Here is a 17,807-nt window from a genome sequence, read left to right on the forward strand (position 1 = left end):
AAAAATAAAATGTGGAGACGTTCAGATGCTGACAGTTCTGGGCTATTTATTGATCACCTCGTTTCTGTTGCTGGTCATCAAGCAAAAACTTTCGCCGTTCACCGGTTTGATCGTGGTTTCGCTGGCCGTTGGGGTGCTGGTGTGCCTGGTCAACGGCGTGCCGATGGGCACCATCATGACGTGGGTACGCGAGGGCCTGTTCTACTCGCAGAACGGGGCTGGGAAGGTCTCGCTGGGCACGGTCAATCCGACCGTGATGATCCTGTTCGCCGTGCTGTACTTCAGCCTGATGATGAACGTCGGCCTGTTCGATCCGCTGTGCACTTACCTGATTCGAAAGGCCAACGGCGACCCGCTGAAAATCATTCTGGTCACCGCTTTCACCTCCGCCGTCGTCACCCTGGACGGGGACGGGACCACCACCATTCTGATCATCACCACCGCCTTCCTGCCGCTGTATAAACAGATGGGCATGAAGCTGTCCAACCTTGCGATGCTGATTATCCTGCCTTGCGGCCTGGGCAACTGCCTGCCCTGGGGCGGGCCACTGGCGCGGGCAGCGGCGGTGTTGAATCTGGAGGTCAATACGCTGTTCGTGGCGATCTTGCCGATCCTCGGCGTGTCGTTCATCTACGTGTTCTTCATGGCCTATCTGATGGGCATCAAAGAGCGCAAACGTCTGGGCTTCGTCAAAGGTGAAAAGGTGATCGTGACACCTGAGCAGATCGCCCAGATGGTGACGGTGATCGAGGACCACGACAAAGAACTCAAGCGTCCGAAGCTGTTCCTCTTCAACCTGGCCCTGACCCTGGGCATGCTGGTCATTCTGATTGCCGGCTGGGCCAGTGGTGCGGTGGTTTTCATGCTCGGTACGGCCATCGCACTGACAGTCAACTACACCGCCGTTGAACAGCGCGAACGCATCACTGCCAATGGCGGCGACGCCGTGGCAGTGGCCTCGATCATTCTGGCCGCCGGGTGCTTTCTGGGTATTTTCAACGGCAGTGGCATGGCCGGTGCCGTCGCTGAACACATGGCCAGCCTCATCCCGGACTCCATGGGCAGTCACACCGCGCTGATCTTCGCCTTCCTGGGCGCCCTGGCCTGCTACGCCCTGCCGGTGGATGCCTACTACTTCGGCATCCTCCCGGTCGTCGCACCCATCGCTTACAAGTTCGGCATCACCCCAACCGAGATCGGTGTGGCCTCGTTCATGGGCCAGGCCCTGCGCTATGCCAGCCCGACCGTGGCCTGGTTGTTCCTGTTGATGAGCCGTACGGAGATGACGTTCGGCGAATACCAGAAAGAGTTCTTCAAATGGTCGATCCCGATGTTTTTCATCTTCCTGATTACCGCGATCGTGACCGGTGAATTGCCTGTGGGATAAGGGGCAAGACAGCGGTTGCAATTCAAGCGCCGCGCCAGATCAGTGATTTGGCGCGGTGGTCTGCTTCTCACGGCATCACTTTTTCGCAGCATTCCCTGAAGCCAAATAACTTTGCACGATTGCCCGGACGCGGTCGGCGTCGGTGGTCGTAACCGGGTTGTAGACGATCATCGAAAGATCCGGGCGACCGTCCACCGCGAAGCCTGAGTATTCCAGCTCGATAAGGCCATGGGTAGCATGGCGCAGGCGCTTGGTGCCTTCACCCTGTAGGCGAACGTCGTTATCACACCACAACGCCGAACAATCCGGGCTCAGGCTACAGAGTTCATCGGCAAGGTTGATGACCTCAGAGGCAGCACCTGCACGGGTGGCATCAGCCCGAAATGCAGCAACGATGAAACGTGCGACCGCCTGCCAGTCGTCTTGCTTATCCCGCGTGCCGGGATTGCAAAACATCAGGCGCAGAATGTTGCGCTGCCCTACCGGCAAAAGACTGTAGTCGGTAAATACGGCTGCCGCGGCGTTGTTCCAGGCCAGCACATCCCAGGTGGCGGTTTTAATAAAAGCGGGGCTGAATTCGAGGGTATCCAGAATTCGTTGCAAGCGCGGCGTCCCCCCTCGGGCGCGGAATAAACTACTTCGGGAGGATGACCAAAGGCGAGCATGAACAAATGCTCACGCTCCGGATCGGTCATCAACAGGCTTTGAGCAATGCGGTTCAATACCTGAGCAGAAGGTGCGCCACCGCGCCCCTGCTCCAGCCACGTGTACCAGGTCGCGCTGATGTTCGCCCGGTGTGCCACTTCTTCTCGGCGCAAGCCCGGAGTGCGTCGACGCGCGCTGGAATATCCAAAACTCGCAGGATCCAGACGCGCAGAGACTCCGGTAATGTCGGAACATCATTGGTGGTCCGCAAACGAGCTGAGATCAACGGGGGCAACAGTATGGCCAGAGGGTTTAGCGGATATGCTGGTGGATGCGGGGGTATTGGAAACGGCGGCATAAAACCTATGCTCCTTTACTCACTCCGAGCCCGGAACGGACATTTCTACAACGTGCTGAGGGGCTTATCTAGACATCGTTAAGCATGGAAGGGAAAGCTGTCAGATTGACGCCCCACCCCAAAGCTATTAAAAATCTCCAACAGGACCGCTGTCGCAGACATCACCCTGCCCAGGTAGCCCGAATCCTAAAGGCTACGGTGCGGTTCGCCGCATTGATTCAACCCAGTCCGTATCGCATTCGGCAGCGCGGACAATCATCGATGCTCTCGATGATCGAATGCTTACTCAAACCACCCTGACGGGAACCTCCGTCAGGCGGTGTCTCCTCGTCAAATCTGGAGATGCCATGAAAATATCGCTCACGCTGTATGCCCCACTGATAGCCGCCAACGTACCGGCCGACAAGGCCAAAGCTGTGGTGGATGCATGGGAGACCGATGTGGAAAAGCTCGCGACCAAAGCTGATCTTCAGCAAGTAGAAGTCAGACTGAACGCCTCGATCTCAGAGGTCCGTTCGGAAATGAAAGTCATGCGCTGGCAGCTCGGTGCGATTTTCGTCTGTGTTGTCGTTCCTTTGCTGAAAATGGGCTTCGACCTGCTTTCGAAAACATCCGGCTGGGGCTGATTAAATGGGGCGGACGTTAGTTGCGGCTTCTGCGTCTTTAGAGACGCGAGAATGACTCTAATGGCTCAAACTCCTAATTGGCATTACCAGCGTCAAGCGTGTCCCACTTTCACTGGATTCGATCTGAATCTTCGCACCAATAGAATTAGCGCGGCTCAACTGGTTGCTCAGGCCTTTGCCAGCCTTCAACGGTTGTACTGAAAAACCTTGCCCATTGTCGATTACGATCACCCTCACATGTTCGTCATTGCATGACGTGGCAACGCGGATTTCCGTGGCCTTTGTGTGTTTGATGATGTTGGAGAAGGCTTCCTGCAGGATGCGAGGAATGTGTAAGGCGTTGCGGGGGTCGAGCCATTCCAGCGCAGGAACGTTTTCAATGTCTCAACGCAGGGTTATTCCGGCGCCCTCCAGGCGGGGCGTCAAACGGAATCGCAAAGTGGCCAGCAGCAGAAGCAAATCGGCTTCCACAGGTTCCATGGAATCGATGGTCAACTTGAGGTCATCAATGCAGGTTTTGGGGACATCGGCGAGCATGGCTGAGTCCAGTTCGCCCTTCTCTGCTGACAACAAAGCGACCAGCAGCGATGAGCCCATGCCATCGTGCATATCTTGCATGAGCCGTTGGCGCTCGCGACTAAGTATCTGCCGATTTTCAATCTCACGCAGGCGCAGATGACTCAGTTTAAGTTCGTCCTCACGCTTCTGAAGGCGAAACGTCAGGCTTTCATTCAGTTGCTGAACGCTTTCATTGGCCTGCATGTAGCGGCGAAACATGATGTGCATGCAGATCAGGAAAGCACCGATATTACTAAAGGGCCTCAGGTAGATATCTTCGATACTCAAGTAGTTGTCCTGAAGGGCCCAGTCGTGGCAACCGAAAAGCATCCCGACCACAGCCCAACTGCTAAGAATCAAACCATCCCGGGAGCGAGCGCGCCGGGATTGATACAGGCCGCCCCCGGCCACCAGTGAGCCGACAACTATGAGCATCAAGTATGTCAGCGGTGCAAGGGCATAAGCATTGAGCAAATCTGACAAGGCCGGCAGGGTGAAGACCCCGACACCCAAAATTGCCAGGTAAACCGTCACGTTCAGCCAGCGCTGCGGACGCCGATGCAGATGATTGAGGAATAAATGAGTGACCAGAATCATCCACAAAAGGGAGTTGATGGTCAGCCAGGTAAACCACTCCTCAGAGATGGGCAGCTTGTTTTCCCCGACATAGTAATGAAGGGTACGGATAAACGAGGCGGCTTAAATAAAGAAGAACAGCAGATACGAAGTTTCTATACGCAGCCAGCACCATACAAAAAAATAAAACATCCCGATAGCCAGGAATGCCGTACTGCCCGCATAAGGCAAGCCCACCTGCAGCATGTACCGGATTCGATAACGCCAGTTCAGGCTGTCGCGATCCTTGACCCAGACGGTGGATGCCGGGTGGTGTCAGTTGTATGACCTGGTGATGGAGAATATAGGCGAGCGCGGCGTCATTGGCCTGCATCAATCGCCAGCTGCAGTCTCGGTGGGTTGGTAAGAATGGGGGCATGGCGAGTCCCGCTGTATAATATATGGCGCAACACTTATTAACGCTCGTTGCCAAACAACATTCATAGGCAAAGCAATAGGAATTCATTTTAGCGAGCCAACTGCAATTCAACTATGCAGTTGGGCACCAAACTCAAAGTTACGCGTACCCATTTCTAGCGACACCGATGGCATTGACAAAGTCTCACAGTTCGCCACACCCTTTCGCGCTACCGGAACAGACTCCCCGTGCTAATCAGCCAACCTCAATACGATTCACAGGGCCTCAGTGCACAGCAAGCCTCGCACTCCCTGCATCTCTCATTAGCGATATTGTTTCGAGTAGCGAAAGCCAACGTGGAGAGAGCTTTGCTGATATGCGGCGGCTAGTCCTTCGCAGAACATTACCCTGAAGTTCTAGATACAAGCTGCAAACACGGGCGAGATTCGTACCAGCAAATGGCAACAGCTGGCTCCCCTCGTCAGCCAGACCGGTGATGTTTTCTCTGATCACCGTCCAGTAGTCCAGTCACAGGACGGTGGACTGTCTGGGGCGTGCTGAACCGTCACTTCCAGGTAATGCATTGCTTTACCCTGCTACTCACCCCTTTACAGGTGATGTGCGATCTGATCGTGGAGGTCTGCTATGCACGGCTTTGACAGCATTGCGCCCCGCAACGATCCTACGTTGATCGACCTCAACGAACGGTTGTTATGCGATTCACATCATGCTGGATGGGATTTTCAGGAGCCCGTGCGGGCAGACGTTACACCTGCTTATCTTCCTCTGGTAACGAACGGCGAGCCTTGAATACTAAACTTGGGGGCTGTCCTGGAACGTCATTTAGAGTATCGACACGCTGCATGCCGATTTTTTCAAGAACACGGATTGAGGCCACATGGTTCGGTCGCACCACCGCAAAGACTTCATGTAAACCAAGCTCCTCAAAACCAAACCTAAGTGCTGCTTCGCTCAGTTCCGTCGCATATCCCTTGCCCCAGGCAGTGGCGGCAAATCGATACCCGAGATTCAAACGCTCAACGTCGACATACATTCGAGCGTCTAGGCCGCCGAAACCAATCAACTTTTGCGAAGCATTACACGTCGAAATTGCCCACTGGCCATAGCCCTTTTTTTCCCAGTGCTGCAACCAGACATGAAGAAGCGCTTGGGCCTGGCCGATATCTCTCAAAGGCCCGGAAGGATTAAATTGATTTGTGGCTGGGTCACCGTAAATGGCGAAAAGGCTTTCCAGATCATCGGCATTTGGCTTTCTCAGCACCAGGCGCGCAGTTGTTCGATGCATCGTTGTTCCTTTTAGGTTTTAATCGGCCCCTCTGGAGATTCAGAGTATGGGCGGTGATTACATCGGCGGTGTGAGCCTTGTAATTGTTTTTATATGCTTGGGGCTTGCAGCAATGGTCGGGAAACTGAAATCAAGGACCCATTTTGCTGGACGATCGGCGGGGCGAGATCCGTGTCGCGGGGCGGCACTTTGTAGGCTGCGGCTCCGGTCCCCACCTGGAACGTACGGCCCCAGTTTGCGTAGAAGCTCGCCTGCTTCCGGGGTGAATACACCACACTGATCTTCGCTTGTTTGATCAGGCCATAGTCGTTGATGTCGTAGTCAAGACCCGTCAACTGGTTAGTAAAGTTGCCCTTGGTCTTGTCTACCCGATAAGCCGGGATGATCTTCAGCGACTCAAGAGGTTTGATGACGGCCTGAACATAGTCCCCGTATGTATAGAAATCGAACTCCTGGTCACGGGTTTGCGCTTGGCGTGTGCGATTCAACGTGCGATAACGCTCGCTTTCATCGTCCTGCTTCTGAACATCCAGCCCCCCTTCCAGCGCAAAATCGTTGAGCCAACCGATCACCGGTCGGTAAGTCAGGTTGGTCATCGGACCATATTGCTTCTCATAGTTATCGCGTTCCTGTTGAGAGCTACTGCGCCAGTACTGTGTCCAGCGGCACCTCGATGCTGTCGATATCCAGCGGAAAAAGATCATTTCCATGAACGGCATATTGCCGTCGTTGCTGTTGCTCGGAATGCCGTCGATCAAAAGCTTTGCGGCGTTCACTTCGCCTTCGCCATTGAAGCCACGGAGCGAGATCTTGCCGGACGTAGTTCCCTGGTTGAACTCAGGGATGGTGACACCAGGTGTGCGGCGAAACAGTTCCCAGCTGTAGGCGACCGGCATTTTTTCAATGACATCCCCCCCAGAATATCGACCGAACTCAACACGCTGGTCGTCGAAAGAGGCCCGCTGGCAGAGCTGGAGACGTTGGCAGTACCAAGGGTCAGTGTCGAGTCCGCGATCTGAGTCTGTTCGGCCCATACGTCGTCGATTGGTATTAATGTAAATAGACCAAAGACCAAGAAACAGTGCTGCAATGTCGATTTACGGGCAGATGGGGCAAATGCAAAACATTGGTTGTTTCGGTTAGTCATGGACACGCCTCCTAGTGACCTGGTAGTACGGCAGACACCCTGCCTTTGCTTAAAAGCGCGCAGGTGCTGTACGTGTTTGTGCTGCCTGTCTTTTAAAAGGCAGCCGAGGTTTGGGATGTTTACTTCAAGCGATCTGCCCGGGTGTTTTTTGGGGTTGCAGAGCAAAAGTGGTAAGCGTCGTAAGAAGATCAAAGACATGCGTGGCTCGAAAAGGAAAGTTGAGCACATCGAAACAGCCCTGGGCGCTAGCCCAGGGCTGCGCTGCTTAGAAGCTGAAATCGACCTTGGTCCACAGGGTCCGGCCAGGCTCGTTGAGTGCTTTATCCCCTGCGAAGCCGAAACCCGCATCGCCAGCCAGGTTGAGGTGCTCGGCGTAGTTCTTGTCGAGCAAGTTATCGACGCCGGCACTGACCTTCAATTGCTTGCTCAACTTGTAGCTGCCATTGATTGAGAACACGCCGAATCCGGCGCTGGTTCCAAAGTCCTGTCCAACTACGTTGCCTTTACCCTCTGCCACACGACTTTGTGCGGCCACCACTCGCCAAAGCGCTCCAGCGCTCCAGGTGTCTTGTTCGTAAGTGAGTCCAAGCTTGCCTTCCAACGGCGGTATCTGCGGCAAAGCCTGGCCGTCAGAACTGTTCTTGCCCCACGCATAGGCCAGGGTGGCGTCGGTCTTCCAGTTCGGGCTCAGGCGATAGGCAAAACCCAGCTCGCCTCCCATGATTCGCGCATCGACGTTTTCGGTACGCGAACTGCTCATTCCCATCATGTCGGTGCTGTAGTCGAACAGAATGAAGTCGCGAACTTGCCCCACGTAGCCCGATACCCATGCTTGCAAGTCTTCGCCGTTGAATTGCGCACCGAAGTCCAGCTGAGTGGTTTTTTCAGGCTTCACACCCTCGAAGGCATTTCGCGAACCGGCCGGGCCACTGCCACCGGAAAACAATTCCCAGTAATCGGGGAAACGTTGCACGTGACCAATACCCGCGTACAAGGTCGTTGGTGAGTCCGCCAAGTCGTACTCATAACGGGCAAAACCACTGGGCAACGTATCTGCGCGGGTTTCGTTGGCTGTCGGGTTGGGTACGCTCATGGACATGCTGGTGATGGCCTGCCGATAATCTTTGGCCGAGGCTCTGTCCAGCCGCGCACCTGACACAATACGACTGCGTTCGGCGGCGTACCAGGTCATTTCGGCGAAGGCGCCGTAGTTGTGCTCAACCGCGTCCTTGCTCCAGGCAAAGGCGTCGGTATCTGTGTAAATGTCCGTCATCATGTCGTAGGTGGAGTTACGCTCACGATGTTCGCTGCGCAAGGCATCTACACCGGTGACCAATTCAACATCCTGCCATTTCCAGGTCGCAGCAACACGTCCACCCACGGTGCGGCGGTCAACCTGTGACGCCATAGGCATGGCCATCATGCTGGCCGGATCCGGAGTACGCAGGCGAAAGTTGTCCATGATGTGGTCAGCGTAGTTGTAATAGACCTGCGCTTCGAGCTTATCCAGTACGCCACCGAGATTACGCTTCTCGAACTTCAAACCGAGGCTTTCACGCTCCAGCTGGGAGCTGTCCATCCCTCTCCCGCCTAATCGCGCCTCGCCGTTGCCTTTACCCGCCGTCAGCTCGATCAACGTGTCGGCATCCGGCGTCCAACCCAAGGCAACATCACCGTTCCATTTTTCCCAGCGGGACGGGACTGTGTTGCCGCGGCCATCTTTGTAGTCGTCGGCCTGTGCCTGATTGCCGACAACCCGCATATAGCCCTCTGGGCCACCGACGGCACCGTCGAGCACTTTATCGAAACGGCCATTGGAGCCTGCCAGGACGCTGCCATTGAGACGGCTGCCCAGCTCGCCGAAATGTTCTGGCTCACGCTCGAACAACACCGTCCCCGCAGAAGCACCCGGGCCCCACTGCACGGTTTGCGGCCCCTTGACGACTGTCAGCTTGTCGAATGTTTCGGGGGCAATATAGGAACTGGGCGCATCCATACGAAACGGACAGGCACCCAACATAAGACCACCATTGGTGCGCAGGTTAAGGCGCGAGCCGAACATGCCGCGCAGCACCGGTTCACCGTTGGAGCCGCCGCTGCGGATGGATGAAAAGCCGGGGATGGTTTTCAGGTAATCGGTGCCATCGCTGGCTGGCACCGGTTGGCGGGCGTCCTTGGGGTTGGTGACAACCGTCAGTGGCGAACTTTGCTGCACCGCCGTGATGACCAGCGGTGATAAGCCCAAAGTCGGTTGTTGTGTATCGGTCTCGTCATCTTGTGGCTGAGCCGCCTGGGCAAATAATGGCGTCGCCAGGCCTAGAAACATGCAAAAAGCATGGCGCCAACGCAGGCGCGACAGGTCGATGTGAAACAGCAGCTCGCTCTTGGTCGAGTACATGGGATCTTCCGATGACAGTCAAATGAGGACTGAGCGCGCGCGCGAACCGCATCACCGGGCACAAGAGTCCGTCGACGCAGTGTTTGCCATTCGCGTTCAGCAAAAAGTAGGGGTGACGTTCAACGGCAGGATCGGAGGTGCTCGGCTTCGCGCGCCGGGAAATACCGGAGGCGTCGCTTGCTGAGGCATGAAGTGGATGAAGCGGTACTGCGGAGATGGAACATAAAGCCGCAAACCGGGCAGGTTCGACTCGGCTAGCGCAGGGTGTTGAAAAAGCAGCGAACAATACCCGCACTTCTCCCACACGATCAGCTCATGGGGCTTTTCAGGTAAAGCATGGTGAGACATCTGGCGCATGCCAGGCATGTCGTGGCATTCCATGCCAGCCATTTCCATTGCCTGGCTTTTGCCATGGGCAAGGCTGATCCCCTGACTGATCAGCGGACCGACAAAAATCATCAGCATGGCGAACAGACTCAGCCATGCTCCGATCGAATGCCTGTTACGCATTACCTTCGCTCTCGATGGTCACGCGTTGCCTTCGACAAGGATTATCGAAGCTCGCCGAAAGCACAGAAAAGCGTCCAAGAGAAGAAAACCCAGCAGACTCCAGCCCAGCACGGGCAGCGCGATGCCCACTAGCAGCGCAACCAGAATCACAGAGAATTGCGCCCCCAGGTTCAATGAACGCCAAGTGCTCAAGAGTGTGGCTTGATGGGCTCTTCCCAGTGAAAGAGTTGGCCGACGTCGCCACCACATCAGATAGCCCATGATGACCATCGCGGCAAGACCACTGGCAAAGACCACCAGCACAAGTTGATTGGCCAGGCCAAACAGCACGCCCATGTGAGCGTCGATACCCCAGCGGGTAAGTTTGGCGGGCAGCGAATACTCTGAAAATCGGACTTTATCGACCACTTCCAGTGTTTGCGGGTCGATCGACACAGCATCGACCTGCGTTGGCCAGCGACGGTCTATCTCACTGACAACCCAGGCTTTGTCACTCGTCTTGGACGGCCTGATTTCCACTTTGTCCGCACTGATATCCTCCGCCCGGGCTCTGGCTAAAACGCTGTCAAACAAGGCTGGGTCCAACACGGATGTCTGAGCCGTTGGCGCCACGTGCATATGATGCTCAGCATGTTCATCGATGGGCATCTGCATCGCCGCAGATTTACCCAATGCTGTGGATACGCTGGGTGTAGACCAGCCATAGTAGGCACGGAGCACGCCAATGTTATCGCCAGCGTACTGGGACCAGGTCAAACCGGTCGCTGAGAAGAACAGCAATCCCAGCAGCAGCCATAAGCCTGCCGTGGCGTGCCACCTGCGCACACTGCCACTCACGCGATTCTGCCTACGACGGCGAACCGCCCACAACACCAGGCCGCCCGTAGCAGCAACCCACAACCACGAGGCTGCCAACTCGCTGTATATCCTGCCGATATCGCCCAGTAGCAGGCCTCGATGAAATTGATCGATCCAGGTGCGCAGCGGTAATACGCCGCTGGTGCCGTAGACCTTCATATCGCCACGAATTTCGCCACTCACCGGGTCGATGAACAGTGCCCGATGCTCAGAAGCACCAAAATCCGGGTCGCTGAACATCACCCTGGTTGTATCCCCCGGAGTTGGGGCGGGGCGAACGGCCGCAACGCTCAGACCTGGCCCCACCTGCTGGACAGCACGCAGCACTTGCGCCTGCAGGCTTAGAGCAGGCCCCCGCGTCTCGGTGTGCAGGGCTCGGGCATAAAGTGAAGACTCAATCTGAGGGGTCAAGGCGTAGACGACGCCGCTCAAAGCCGCAACCAGCAAGAACGGACCGATGAATAAACCGATGTAAAAATGCAGCCTTTTCAACAAGGCGACAAAAGGCCCCGACGACGGTAATAGTGCCGGATTTGAAGATGAAGCAGACATAAGGACTCACCAACGGGTAAACGCACCCAGCCAGGATCAGCTCTCGGCAGGTTTCAGAATCAAGATTGGTTTTTTTGCACGAGCAGGCTCGCACTTCCACGAGGATCTCTAGGGAGCCTGTGGATTGAGTCCAGGAAAGGAGTGGCGCGATGGTTTACGAAGCCAGAGAAGCGGCAAACCTACGCGTGGGCTTCGGGTCCGAATCAACCAACCCAGCGCCACGAAGAAAATCATCGCCAGCGTAAGCGTTCCTGCGAACGAACAGTCACCTGACTGCGCGTTCATGCTTCCTGACATGTCCATTTTTTTGGAAGATTCCTGCATGGGCATATGCATCTCATGATGCCCTCCATGCATATCGGACATCCCATGGCCGGTGTGGGAAACCGAGGCGACAACCTCTTTGGCGAAAGCTGCCATCATCTGACCGTGACCGATACTGCACGCGAGCCCATTGAACAGGATGACTGCGTACAGTATCCAGGCAATGGGCGCGCAATGGGTTCGGAAGAAATTCATGGCGGGCAATTTAACATCTCAAGCTCAACCGATACAGAAGTCTGTCTCTGCGCGCACGGTAGCCATCGAAAATTTGACCTGGATCAATTGATAGCCCGCTACCGGGCAGCGGACGCCAACGCGCTAAACAGCGTCATTTCTTCATGTGGTTCTCTACACTTTTCAGGTCTTTCGCCAGCTGAATGCGTAACGCTGACATTAGTTTTTTTGCGTTTTCGGACAGCGGACTACCGGGTCTCAAAAGCAGCAAGCTGTTAAAGCGTACATCCAGTGAAAAGGGACGAATCACAAGACCCCTCTCCAGGTAATCGACCACCGCCACCGGGTTTACGAAACCGATACCGATCCCACGTAAGGCCATTTCGCAGACCGTGTGGCCATATGGGGTTTCGACCCTGACGTTCAACTGCACCCCACTGGAATGAAGGGCGGTTTCCAGCCTCACACGGCTGCTGTCTTCAGGGTTATGGGCTAAAAAATCGTGTCCCCGAAGGTCCTCCGGTTCGATGACCCGCTTGCTCGACAATGAATGACCGGCTGGCATGACCACCACACCGGGAGAATCAAGGAAGGGAGAGTGTTCTAATCCTACCACCGTCATTTCGTCGGCCATTAACCCAAAATCACACTGCCCCGACGATACATCCTGGTGCACTTCGCGGGAGCTGAGCACCTTCAGTGAAACTCTGAGATCACGTTCAGCCAGCTGAAAACCCGCCAATGCACGGGGAATAAATGCATTCCCCAATGCGGGATGGGTCGAGATAACCAAGCGGTCAGTGCCGAATTGCTTGAGACTTTTGAGGCGGTGCTCGATGACCTCCATGCCGACAAAGAACTTGTCGACATCAATGAGCAATGCCTGTGCTTCTCGGGTCGGAATCAACCGGCCTCTAATACGATTGAACAGCTCAATACCCGCACTGGATTCCAGCTTGCGAATCGCCTGACTGACCGCAGGCTGCGAAATTCCCAGAAGATGCGCAGCCTTGCTGGTGCCGCCAGCATTCATGACCATGCGAAACACTTCGATCTCACGAACGCCCATCAGAACAACCTATAACTTCTACTTATAGAGTTAATCATCCTAGCTGTAGCCGCCCTCCTTGGTCTACATAACAATGGCTCCATCGTTCACCACCCCGTGCAAGGCGCAAAACTCATGAAAGTCACTGATCAAGCGGGCAATCCATACGCAAGCCTTTCGCCCTCAGTGTGGCGTGGTTCTACTGTCGTTTTTGATACCTTTGAAGATTTTGTCGGCCGCAAAAACCGCCAGCCTGACGGCTACAGCTATGGCATCACCGGGACGCCGACAGCACGCGGCCTGGAAAAACGCATCGCAGAACTGGAAGGCGCCAATCACTGCATCGTCATGCCCTCAGGTGCATCGGCGTTGATCACCACCGTGATGGCTTTTGTTCGCGGCGGTGACCATTTACTGATTTCTGAATCCTGCTATGGATCACTTAAATCTTTCAGTCGCTTGTGGCTGGCAAAGATGGGGGTGGAAGTTGAGTTTTACCCCCCGACCATCGATGCGGGGATCGAAGCGCTGATACGCCCGAACACCAAGATGATCTGCATGGAAGCTCCGGGCACCGTGACCATGGAGATGCAAGACATCGACGCCATCACCGCCATCGCCAAGCGTCGTGGCGTGCTGACTATGATGGACAACACATGGGCCAGCCCGCTGTTCTTCAAGGCCATCGAGCATGGCGTGGATTTTGTGGTGCAGGCCGCGACCAAGTACTTCGGCGGCCACTCCGATGTATTGATGGGTACTGTCAGCCTCAACAATCTGGACAACTACGGCGTACTGCGTGAAACCCAAAGCATTTTTGGCCAGGCGACCAGCCCGGAGGACTGCTTTCTGGTTGAGCGTGGCCTGCAAACTTATGAGCTGCGTTTACGCGAGCAAAGCCGCAAAGCACTAAACGTCGCCCGCTGGCTCGAAAACCACCCGCTGGTAAAGCAGGTTCTGTTTCCGGCGCTGGAAAGCCACCCTGGCCATCGTATCTGGCGCGAGCAATTCAAGGGCAGTGGCTGCCTGCTTTCTGTCGTGCTTGAAACTCCGCCAGAGGAGGCAACCTTCGGCGTGTTCTTTAACGCACTCAAGCATTTCCCAATTGGCGCCAGTTGGGGCGGCACTCATAGCTTGATCGCTTACTACCCGGCGTCCCAGCAGACTTCGCGCCTGTACTCGCCCACCGACCAACCCATCGTACGTATCTCAATCGGCCTGGAAGATGAAGCCATGCTGATCAGCGATTTGGCCCAGGCCCTCCAAGCCTACGCAAAAGCGCTCTGATGTATCTGGCAAGCCACGCGTGAGATGTGGCTGCCCTGCTCTCTGGTTTGTTCTGCCGTTACTAATGTATTCGCTCCCCCGAGCAGACTGCACACTCAATTTGAGGATGGATAAAAATGAAACAGAACGGCATTCGTTTCGCATTAGCACTGTTCACCGCGTTCAGCGCATGCACGGCCGTCCACGCGGATGACTCGCTTCAAACCATTCGGGAACGTGGCGTCATCCGCGTGGCCAATACTCAAGCCAGCCCACCCTGGAGTTATCTGGGTGATGACAACCTGCCTGCTGGTTACGACGTAGCGATAGCCAAGGAAGTCGCCAAACGCATCGGTGTGGCTAAGGTCGAGTTCGTTGCAGACAGCTTCAAAAACTTCGTTGAGGGGCTAAAAGCAGACAAATACGACCTGGTCATGAATGACGTGACGCCCACCGAGGAGCGCAAAAAGCAGGTGGACTTCTCCAGCCCTTATGGCGTCGAGCAGTTCTATATTTTTGTGCGCGAAGACAACAAGACGATCAACAGCATCAAGGATATGCCCAGCCGCTCCATCGGCGTGACTTCCGGAACAAGTAACGAGTCTTGGGCGCGCAAGCACATGACCACTTCGGATATCCGCACTTATGAAAATGGTGGTCTGGTGTTCAACGACCTGGCCATCGGCCGTGTCGACGGCGTGCTGTCGTCTCTGTTTGGAGGCGAGAAATACAAGAAGACCAATAACCTCCCGATCAAGGCGGTTGGTGAACCTCTGACCTATCAGCTGTCTGCCCCAGTTTTGAAAATAGGCCGGGACAGCCTGCGCGAAGCGGTTAGCAAGGCAGTAGACGAAATGGTCAAAGACGGCACTGTGGATGCGTACTCCAAGCAGTGGATCGGTCCCGACTACCACATGACTCATGGTATTCAGGCCGCACTGACCGAATTGGCCGAGGAATAAACTATGTGGGAATTATTCCTGCGCTCGTTGCCTTTGCTGGAAAAAGCCATTGTGATGACCCTGGGCCTCGGCCTCGGGGCCTTCATACTGGGCTGTATCCTTGGCATGCTGATCGCTTTGTTACGCCTCTCCAGCGTACGTCTTCTTAGGGCGCTGGCGTTTTCCTACGTATCGCTGTTTCGCGGTACTCCACTACTGGTGCAGATCCTGCTGATCTACTTTGGCTTGCCACACTACGGCATCGTACTCACGCCAATTCCATCGGCACTACTGGCCTTGACGCTGTTCTCTGCGGCGTACTTGAGCGAAATATTCCGTGCCGGTATCAACTCTGTGGATCCCGGTCAGTGGGAAGCTGCCAAGTCGATGAGCATGGGTTACTGGACCAGCCTGCGACGCATCATTCTGCCCCAGGCGCTGAGGATTGCGACGCCACCACTAGGCAGCAGAATGATCGCGTTGGTCAAAGACACCTCGCTTGCCTCGACCATCACGGTTATGGAGCTGACTCGCGTCGCAGAACAAGTAGGCGCAGCAACTTTCCGCTACATGGAAATGTTCTTGATGGTGGGCGCCATGTACTGGTTGATCAACCAGGTCCTGACTATTTTGCAAACCTGGCTGGAAGGCCGCTGGACGAGGCACATGCGATGACTACCACAAAGGTGCGTGTCTGTGGTTTGAGTAAGGCCTTTGGGGACCTCGCGGTTCTCAAGCAGGTTGATTTGGAGGTCAAGGCAGGTGAAGTCGTAGTTATCCTTGGTCCTTCAGGATCAGGAAAAACGACCCTGCTGCGCTCCCTCAACTTATTAGAACAACCAGACAGCGGTGTGTTGGAAGTCTGTGGTCACATGGTGGAAATCCCAGCTAACGGCCACCTTGATCGTGCGACTCGCAAGCAAGTCGATTTGCTGCGGCAAAAAACCGCGATGGTCTTTCAGTCGTTCAACCTGTTCCCCCACATGACAGCGTTGCAGAACGTTATTGAAGGGCTGATCAGTGTCCGCAAAGTGCCTCGCGCCCAAGCTGTACAAAGGGGCCAGGAGTTACTGGCCTCAGTCGGGTTATCCGAGAAAGCTGACAGCTACCCGGCAAAACTATCCGGCGGACAAAAGCAGCGCGTCGCCATTGCTCGTGGCCTGGCAATGGATCCGGAAGTTATTTTCTTCGACGAGCCGACTTCAGCGCTAGACCCCGAACTTAGGGATGAAGTGCTGAACGTCATGCGTGAATTGGCCAACGCTGGCATGACCATGCTGGTGGTAACCCATGAATTGCGCTTTGCCCGTGAGGCGGCTGATCGCGTGGTCTTCATGGAGAACGGTGTCATCGTTAAAGACTGCCCTACCGAGGAGTTTTTTGGAAGCGACAGCGGTGAGAGGATTCAGCAGTTTCTTCGTCGTTATTGATGAATCCAAACGAGTTGTCACCCGTCGGCATCGCCTGCCGATTAGGGTGACTGTTGCATTGAGCCGTTGGCATTGTCGGGATTCACGCGACGAACGCTCTAACGTTTTGAATCGCCTTTACCCACAACCTACGTAATCGCAATCTATACCCATATAAATTGAATGCGATGAAACCACTGCAAATGGCAGCTATCGGCCGATTCTGTTGAAAAAGTAGATCTCCTGCTTGGCCTGCGGCAAAATCAGGTCCTCGGCCAGCGGGAGGATTCGCAGCATGATGGGACAATTGTCGAGCGGACAAGAGAGACTGTTTTACTCGTTCAACATTGAAGATCACATCCCAGCCAATCACCCCCTGCGCAGCATTGATCGATGCCTCGATCTAGGCGATCTGCGCCATTATCTCGCCGATTTTTAAAGCCCAATCGGGCGCCCATCGATTGATCCCGAACTGATGATTCGTCTCTTGGTGGTGGGCGACTGTTACGTTATTCGCTTCGAACGTCGGTTGTGCGAAGAGGCTCATTTGAACCTGGCGTATCGCTGGTTCTGCCGCTTAAGCCTCGAAGACGAAGTCCCCAATCACTCTACGTTCTCCAAGAATCGCCACGGTCGTTTTCGTGACAGCTCGCTGTTTCGCTGGCTGTTCAACAAGGTGCTGCGTCGCTGCATGGACGCGGGTCTGTTCAAGGGCGAAGGTTTTGCTGTGGACGCCAGTGTCATCAAGGCAGATGCCAGTCGGCAACGTGGCGTACCTGGCGATGATGAAATCAACTGGCGCGATCCGTCGCTGAGTACTCGCGCCGTGCGTGAGTACCTTGAAGCGCTGGATGAAGAAGCGTTACGCGAAGCACTGCCTAAGCGCCTGTCATTGACTGATCCACTTTCTCGTTGGACCGCAGCGCCAGGAGGCCCGGCGTTTTTCGCTTACTCGACGTACTACCTGATTGATATCGAGCATGGTGTGATCATGGATGTGGAGCCGACCCCAGCGCATCGAACCGCCGAGGTCGCGAGCACCAAGACCATGGTCGAGCGGGTCGAAGAACAGTTCGACATCAAGCCGGATCGGCTCATCGGCGATACCGCTTATGGAACCGCACCGATGTTGGCCTGGATGGTCGACGAAAAAGACATCGAGCCACATGTGCCGGTCTGGGACAAAACCGAGCGCAAGAACGACAGCCTCTCAATCAGCGATTTTCAATGGCATGAAGAAGCGCAGGAATATCGTTGCCCCACCGGACAGGCTCTGCGTAGCGAATGGCGGGCCTTCAAGAACCAACGCTCACATATCACGAAAGCC

Annotated in this window: 15 protein-coding genes and 3 pseudogenes; 8 read left to right on the plus strand and 10 right to left on the minus strand. The window is 55.2% G+C overall.

The features are described 5' to 3' along the window. The first annotated feature begins 25 nt into the window (after nt 1–25). The gene (locus tag IV01_RS10005; RefSeq protein ID WP_032629453.1) at nt 26–1,387 is read left to right on the plus strand and encodes a CitMHS family transporter; all 1,362 of its coding nucleotides are present in this window, start codon (nt 26–28) and stop codon (nt 1,385–1,387) included. Between the two features lie 75 nt (nt 1,388–1,462). On the opposite strand, the pseudogene IV01_RS0125205 reads toward IV01_RS10005, so the two are convergent. Further along, nucleotides 1,463–2,277, minus strand: a pseudogene (locus tag IV01_RS0125205) (helix-turn-helix transcriptional regulator). A 460-nt stretch (nt 2,278–2,737) separates the two neighbouring features. On the opposite strand from IV01_RS0125205, the gene IV01_RS10000 reads away from it, so the two are divergent. Next, on the plus strand, nt 2,738–3,016 hold the full coding sequence (locus IV01_RS10000) for a hypothetical protein (protein ID WP_032629454.1): 279 nt from the start codon (nt 2,738–2,740) through the stop codon (nt 3,014–3,016). A 57-nt stretch (nt 3,017–3,073) separates the two neighbouring features. On the opposite strand, the gene IV01_RS27510 is transcribed toward IV01_RS10000, so the two are convergent. Both IV01_RS27510 and IV01_RS25935 read right to left on the minus strand, forming a co-directional pair. Next, entirely contained in the window at nt 3,074–3,397 is a 324-nt protein-coding gene (locus IV01_RS27510) for an ATP-binding protein (protein ID WP_080290332.1), read from the minus strand. A gap of 3 nt (nt 3,398–3,400) precedes the next feature. Continuing rightward, nucleotides 3,401–4,171, minus strand: coding sequence for a hypothetical protein (locus IV01_RS25935; RefSeq protein WP_050507708.1), 771 nt, complete (start codon nt 4,169–4,171; stop codon nt 3,401–3,403). Here IV01_RS25935 and IV01_RS26685 point away from each other — a divergent pair. Next, entirely contained in the window at nt 4,154–4,477 is a 324-nt protein-coding gene (locus tag IV01_RS26685) for a hypothetical protein (protein ID WP_154232233.1), read from the plus strand. The genes IV01_RS25935 and IV01_RS26685 overlap by 18 nt on opposite strands. An 836-nt stretch (nt 4,478–5,313) precedes the next feature. Here IV01_RS26685 and IV01_RS09995 read toward each other — a convergent pair. The 7 genes and pseudogenes from IV01_RS09995 to IV01_RS09970 all read right to left on the minus strand — a co-directional run bounded on the left by IV01_RS09995 (nt 5,314) and on the right by IV01_RS09970 (nt 12,885). Further along, nucleotides 5,314–5,853, minus strand: a complete 540-nt coding sequence (locus IV01_RS09995; protein ID WP_032629456.1) for a GNAT family N-acetyltransferase — start codon at nt 5,851–5,853, stop codon at nt 5,314–5,316. A 152-nt stretch (nt 5,854–6,005) separates the two neighbouring features. Further along, nucleotides 6,006–7,000: pseudogene (locus IV01_RS26690) on the minus strand (TonB-dependent receptor domain-containing protein); the annotation flags it as partial. A gap of 265 nt (nt 7,001–7,265) precedes the next feature. Continuing rightward, nucleotides 7,266–9,326: a TonB-dependent copper receptor gene (locus IV01_RS09990; RefSeq protein ID WP_418903541.1), complete on the minus strand. Its 2,061-nt coding sequence runs from the start codon at nt 9,324–9,326 to the stop codon at nt 7,266–7,268. Between the two features lie 168 nt (nt 9,327–9,494). Beyond that, a complete protein-coding gene (locus tag IV01_RS09985; RefSeq protein WP_080290334.1) occupies nt 9,495–9,908 on the minus strand; it encodes a DUF2946 domain-containing protein in 414 nt (137 codons plus the stop codon). An 18-nt stretch (nt 9,909–9,926) separates the two neighbouring features. Continuing rightward, nucleotides 9,927–11,318 (minus strand): PepSY-associated TM helix domain-containing protein, encoded by a 1,392-nt coding sequence (locus IV01_RS09980; RefSeq protein WP_032629459.1) that lies wholly within the window; start codon nt 11,316–11,318, stop codon nt 9,927–9,929. Nucleotides 11,319–11,426: 108 nt separating this feature from the next. Beyond that, nucleotides 11,427–11,837, minus strand: coding sequence for a DUF2946 family protein (locus IV01_RS09975; protein ID WP_032629460.1), 411 nt, complete (start codon nt 11,835–11,837; stop codon nt 11,427–11,429). A 133-nt stretch (nt 11,838–11,970) separates the two neighbouring features. After that, nucleotides 11,971–12,885 carry a LysR substrate-binding domain-containing protein gene (locus IV01_RS09970; RefSeq protein ID WP_032629461.1) on the minus strand — a complete coding sequence of 305 codons (915 nt, stop codon included), beginning with the start codon at nt 12,883–12,885 and terminating at the stop codon, nt 11,971–11,973. Between the two features lie 114 nt (nt 12,886–12,999). On the opposite strand from IV01_RS09970, the gene IV01_RS09965 reads away from it, so the two are divergent. From IV01_RS09965 to IV01_RS0125220, 5 genes and pseudogenes are all read left to right on the plus strand, one after another. Next, nucleotides 13,000–14,151, plus strand: a complete 1,152-nt coding sequence (locus IV01_RS09965) for a trans-sulfuration enzyme family protein (protein ID WP_032629463.1) — start codon at nt 13,000–13,002, stop codon at nt 14,149–14,151. A 116-nt stretch (nt 14,152–14,267) separates the two neighbouring features. Next, complete coding sequence (locus IV01_RS09960) at nt 14,268–15,092, plus strand: transporter substrate-binding domain-containing protein (RefSeq protein ID WP_032629465.1); 825 nt, start codon at nt 14,268–14,270, stop codon at nt 15,090–15,092. Between the two features lie 3 nt (nt 15,093–15,095). After that, entirely contained in the window at nt 15,096–15,746 is a 651-nt protein-coding gene (locus IV01_RS09955) for an amino acid ABC transporter permease (protein WP_032629466.1), read from the plus strand. Beyond that, nucleotides 15,743–16,501 (plus strand): amino acid ABC transporter ATP-binding protein, encoded by a 759-nt coding sequence (locus tag IV01_RS09950; protein ID WP_032629467.1) that lies wholly within the window; start codon nt 15,743–15,745, stop codon nt 16,499–16,501. The genes IV01_RS09955 and IV01_RS09950 overlap by 4 nt, the downstream gene beginning before the upstream one ends. A gap of 274 nt (nt 16,502–16,775) precedes the next feature. Beyond that, nucleotides 16,776–17,807: pseudogene (locus IV01_RS0125220) on the plus strand (transposase); the annotation flags it as partial.

This window comes from Pseudomonas syringae (assembly GCF_000737245.1).
GTDB lineage: Bacteria > Pseudomonadota > Gammaproteobacteria > Pseudomonadales > Pseudomonadaceae > Aquipseudomonas > Aquipseudomonas syringae_J.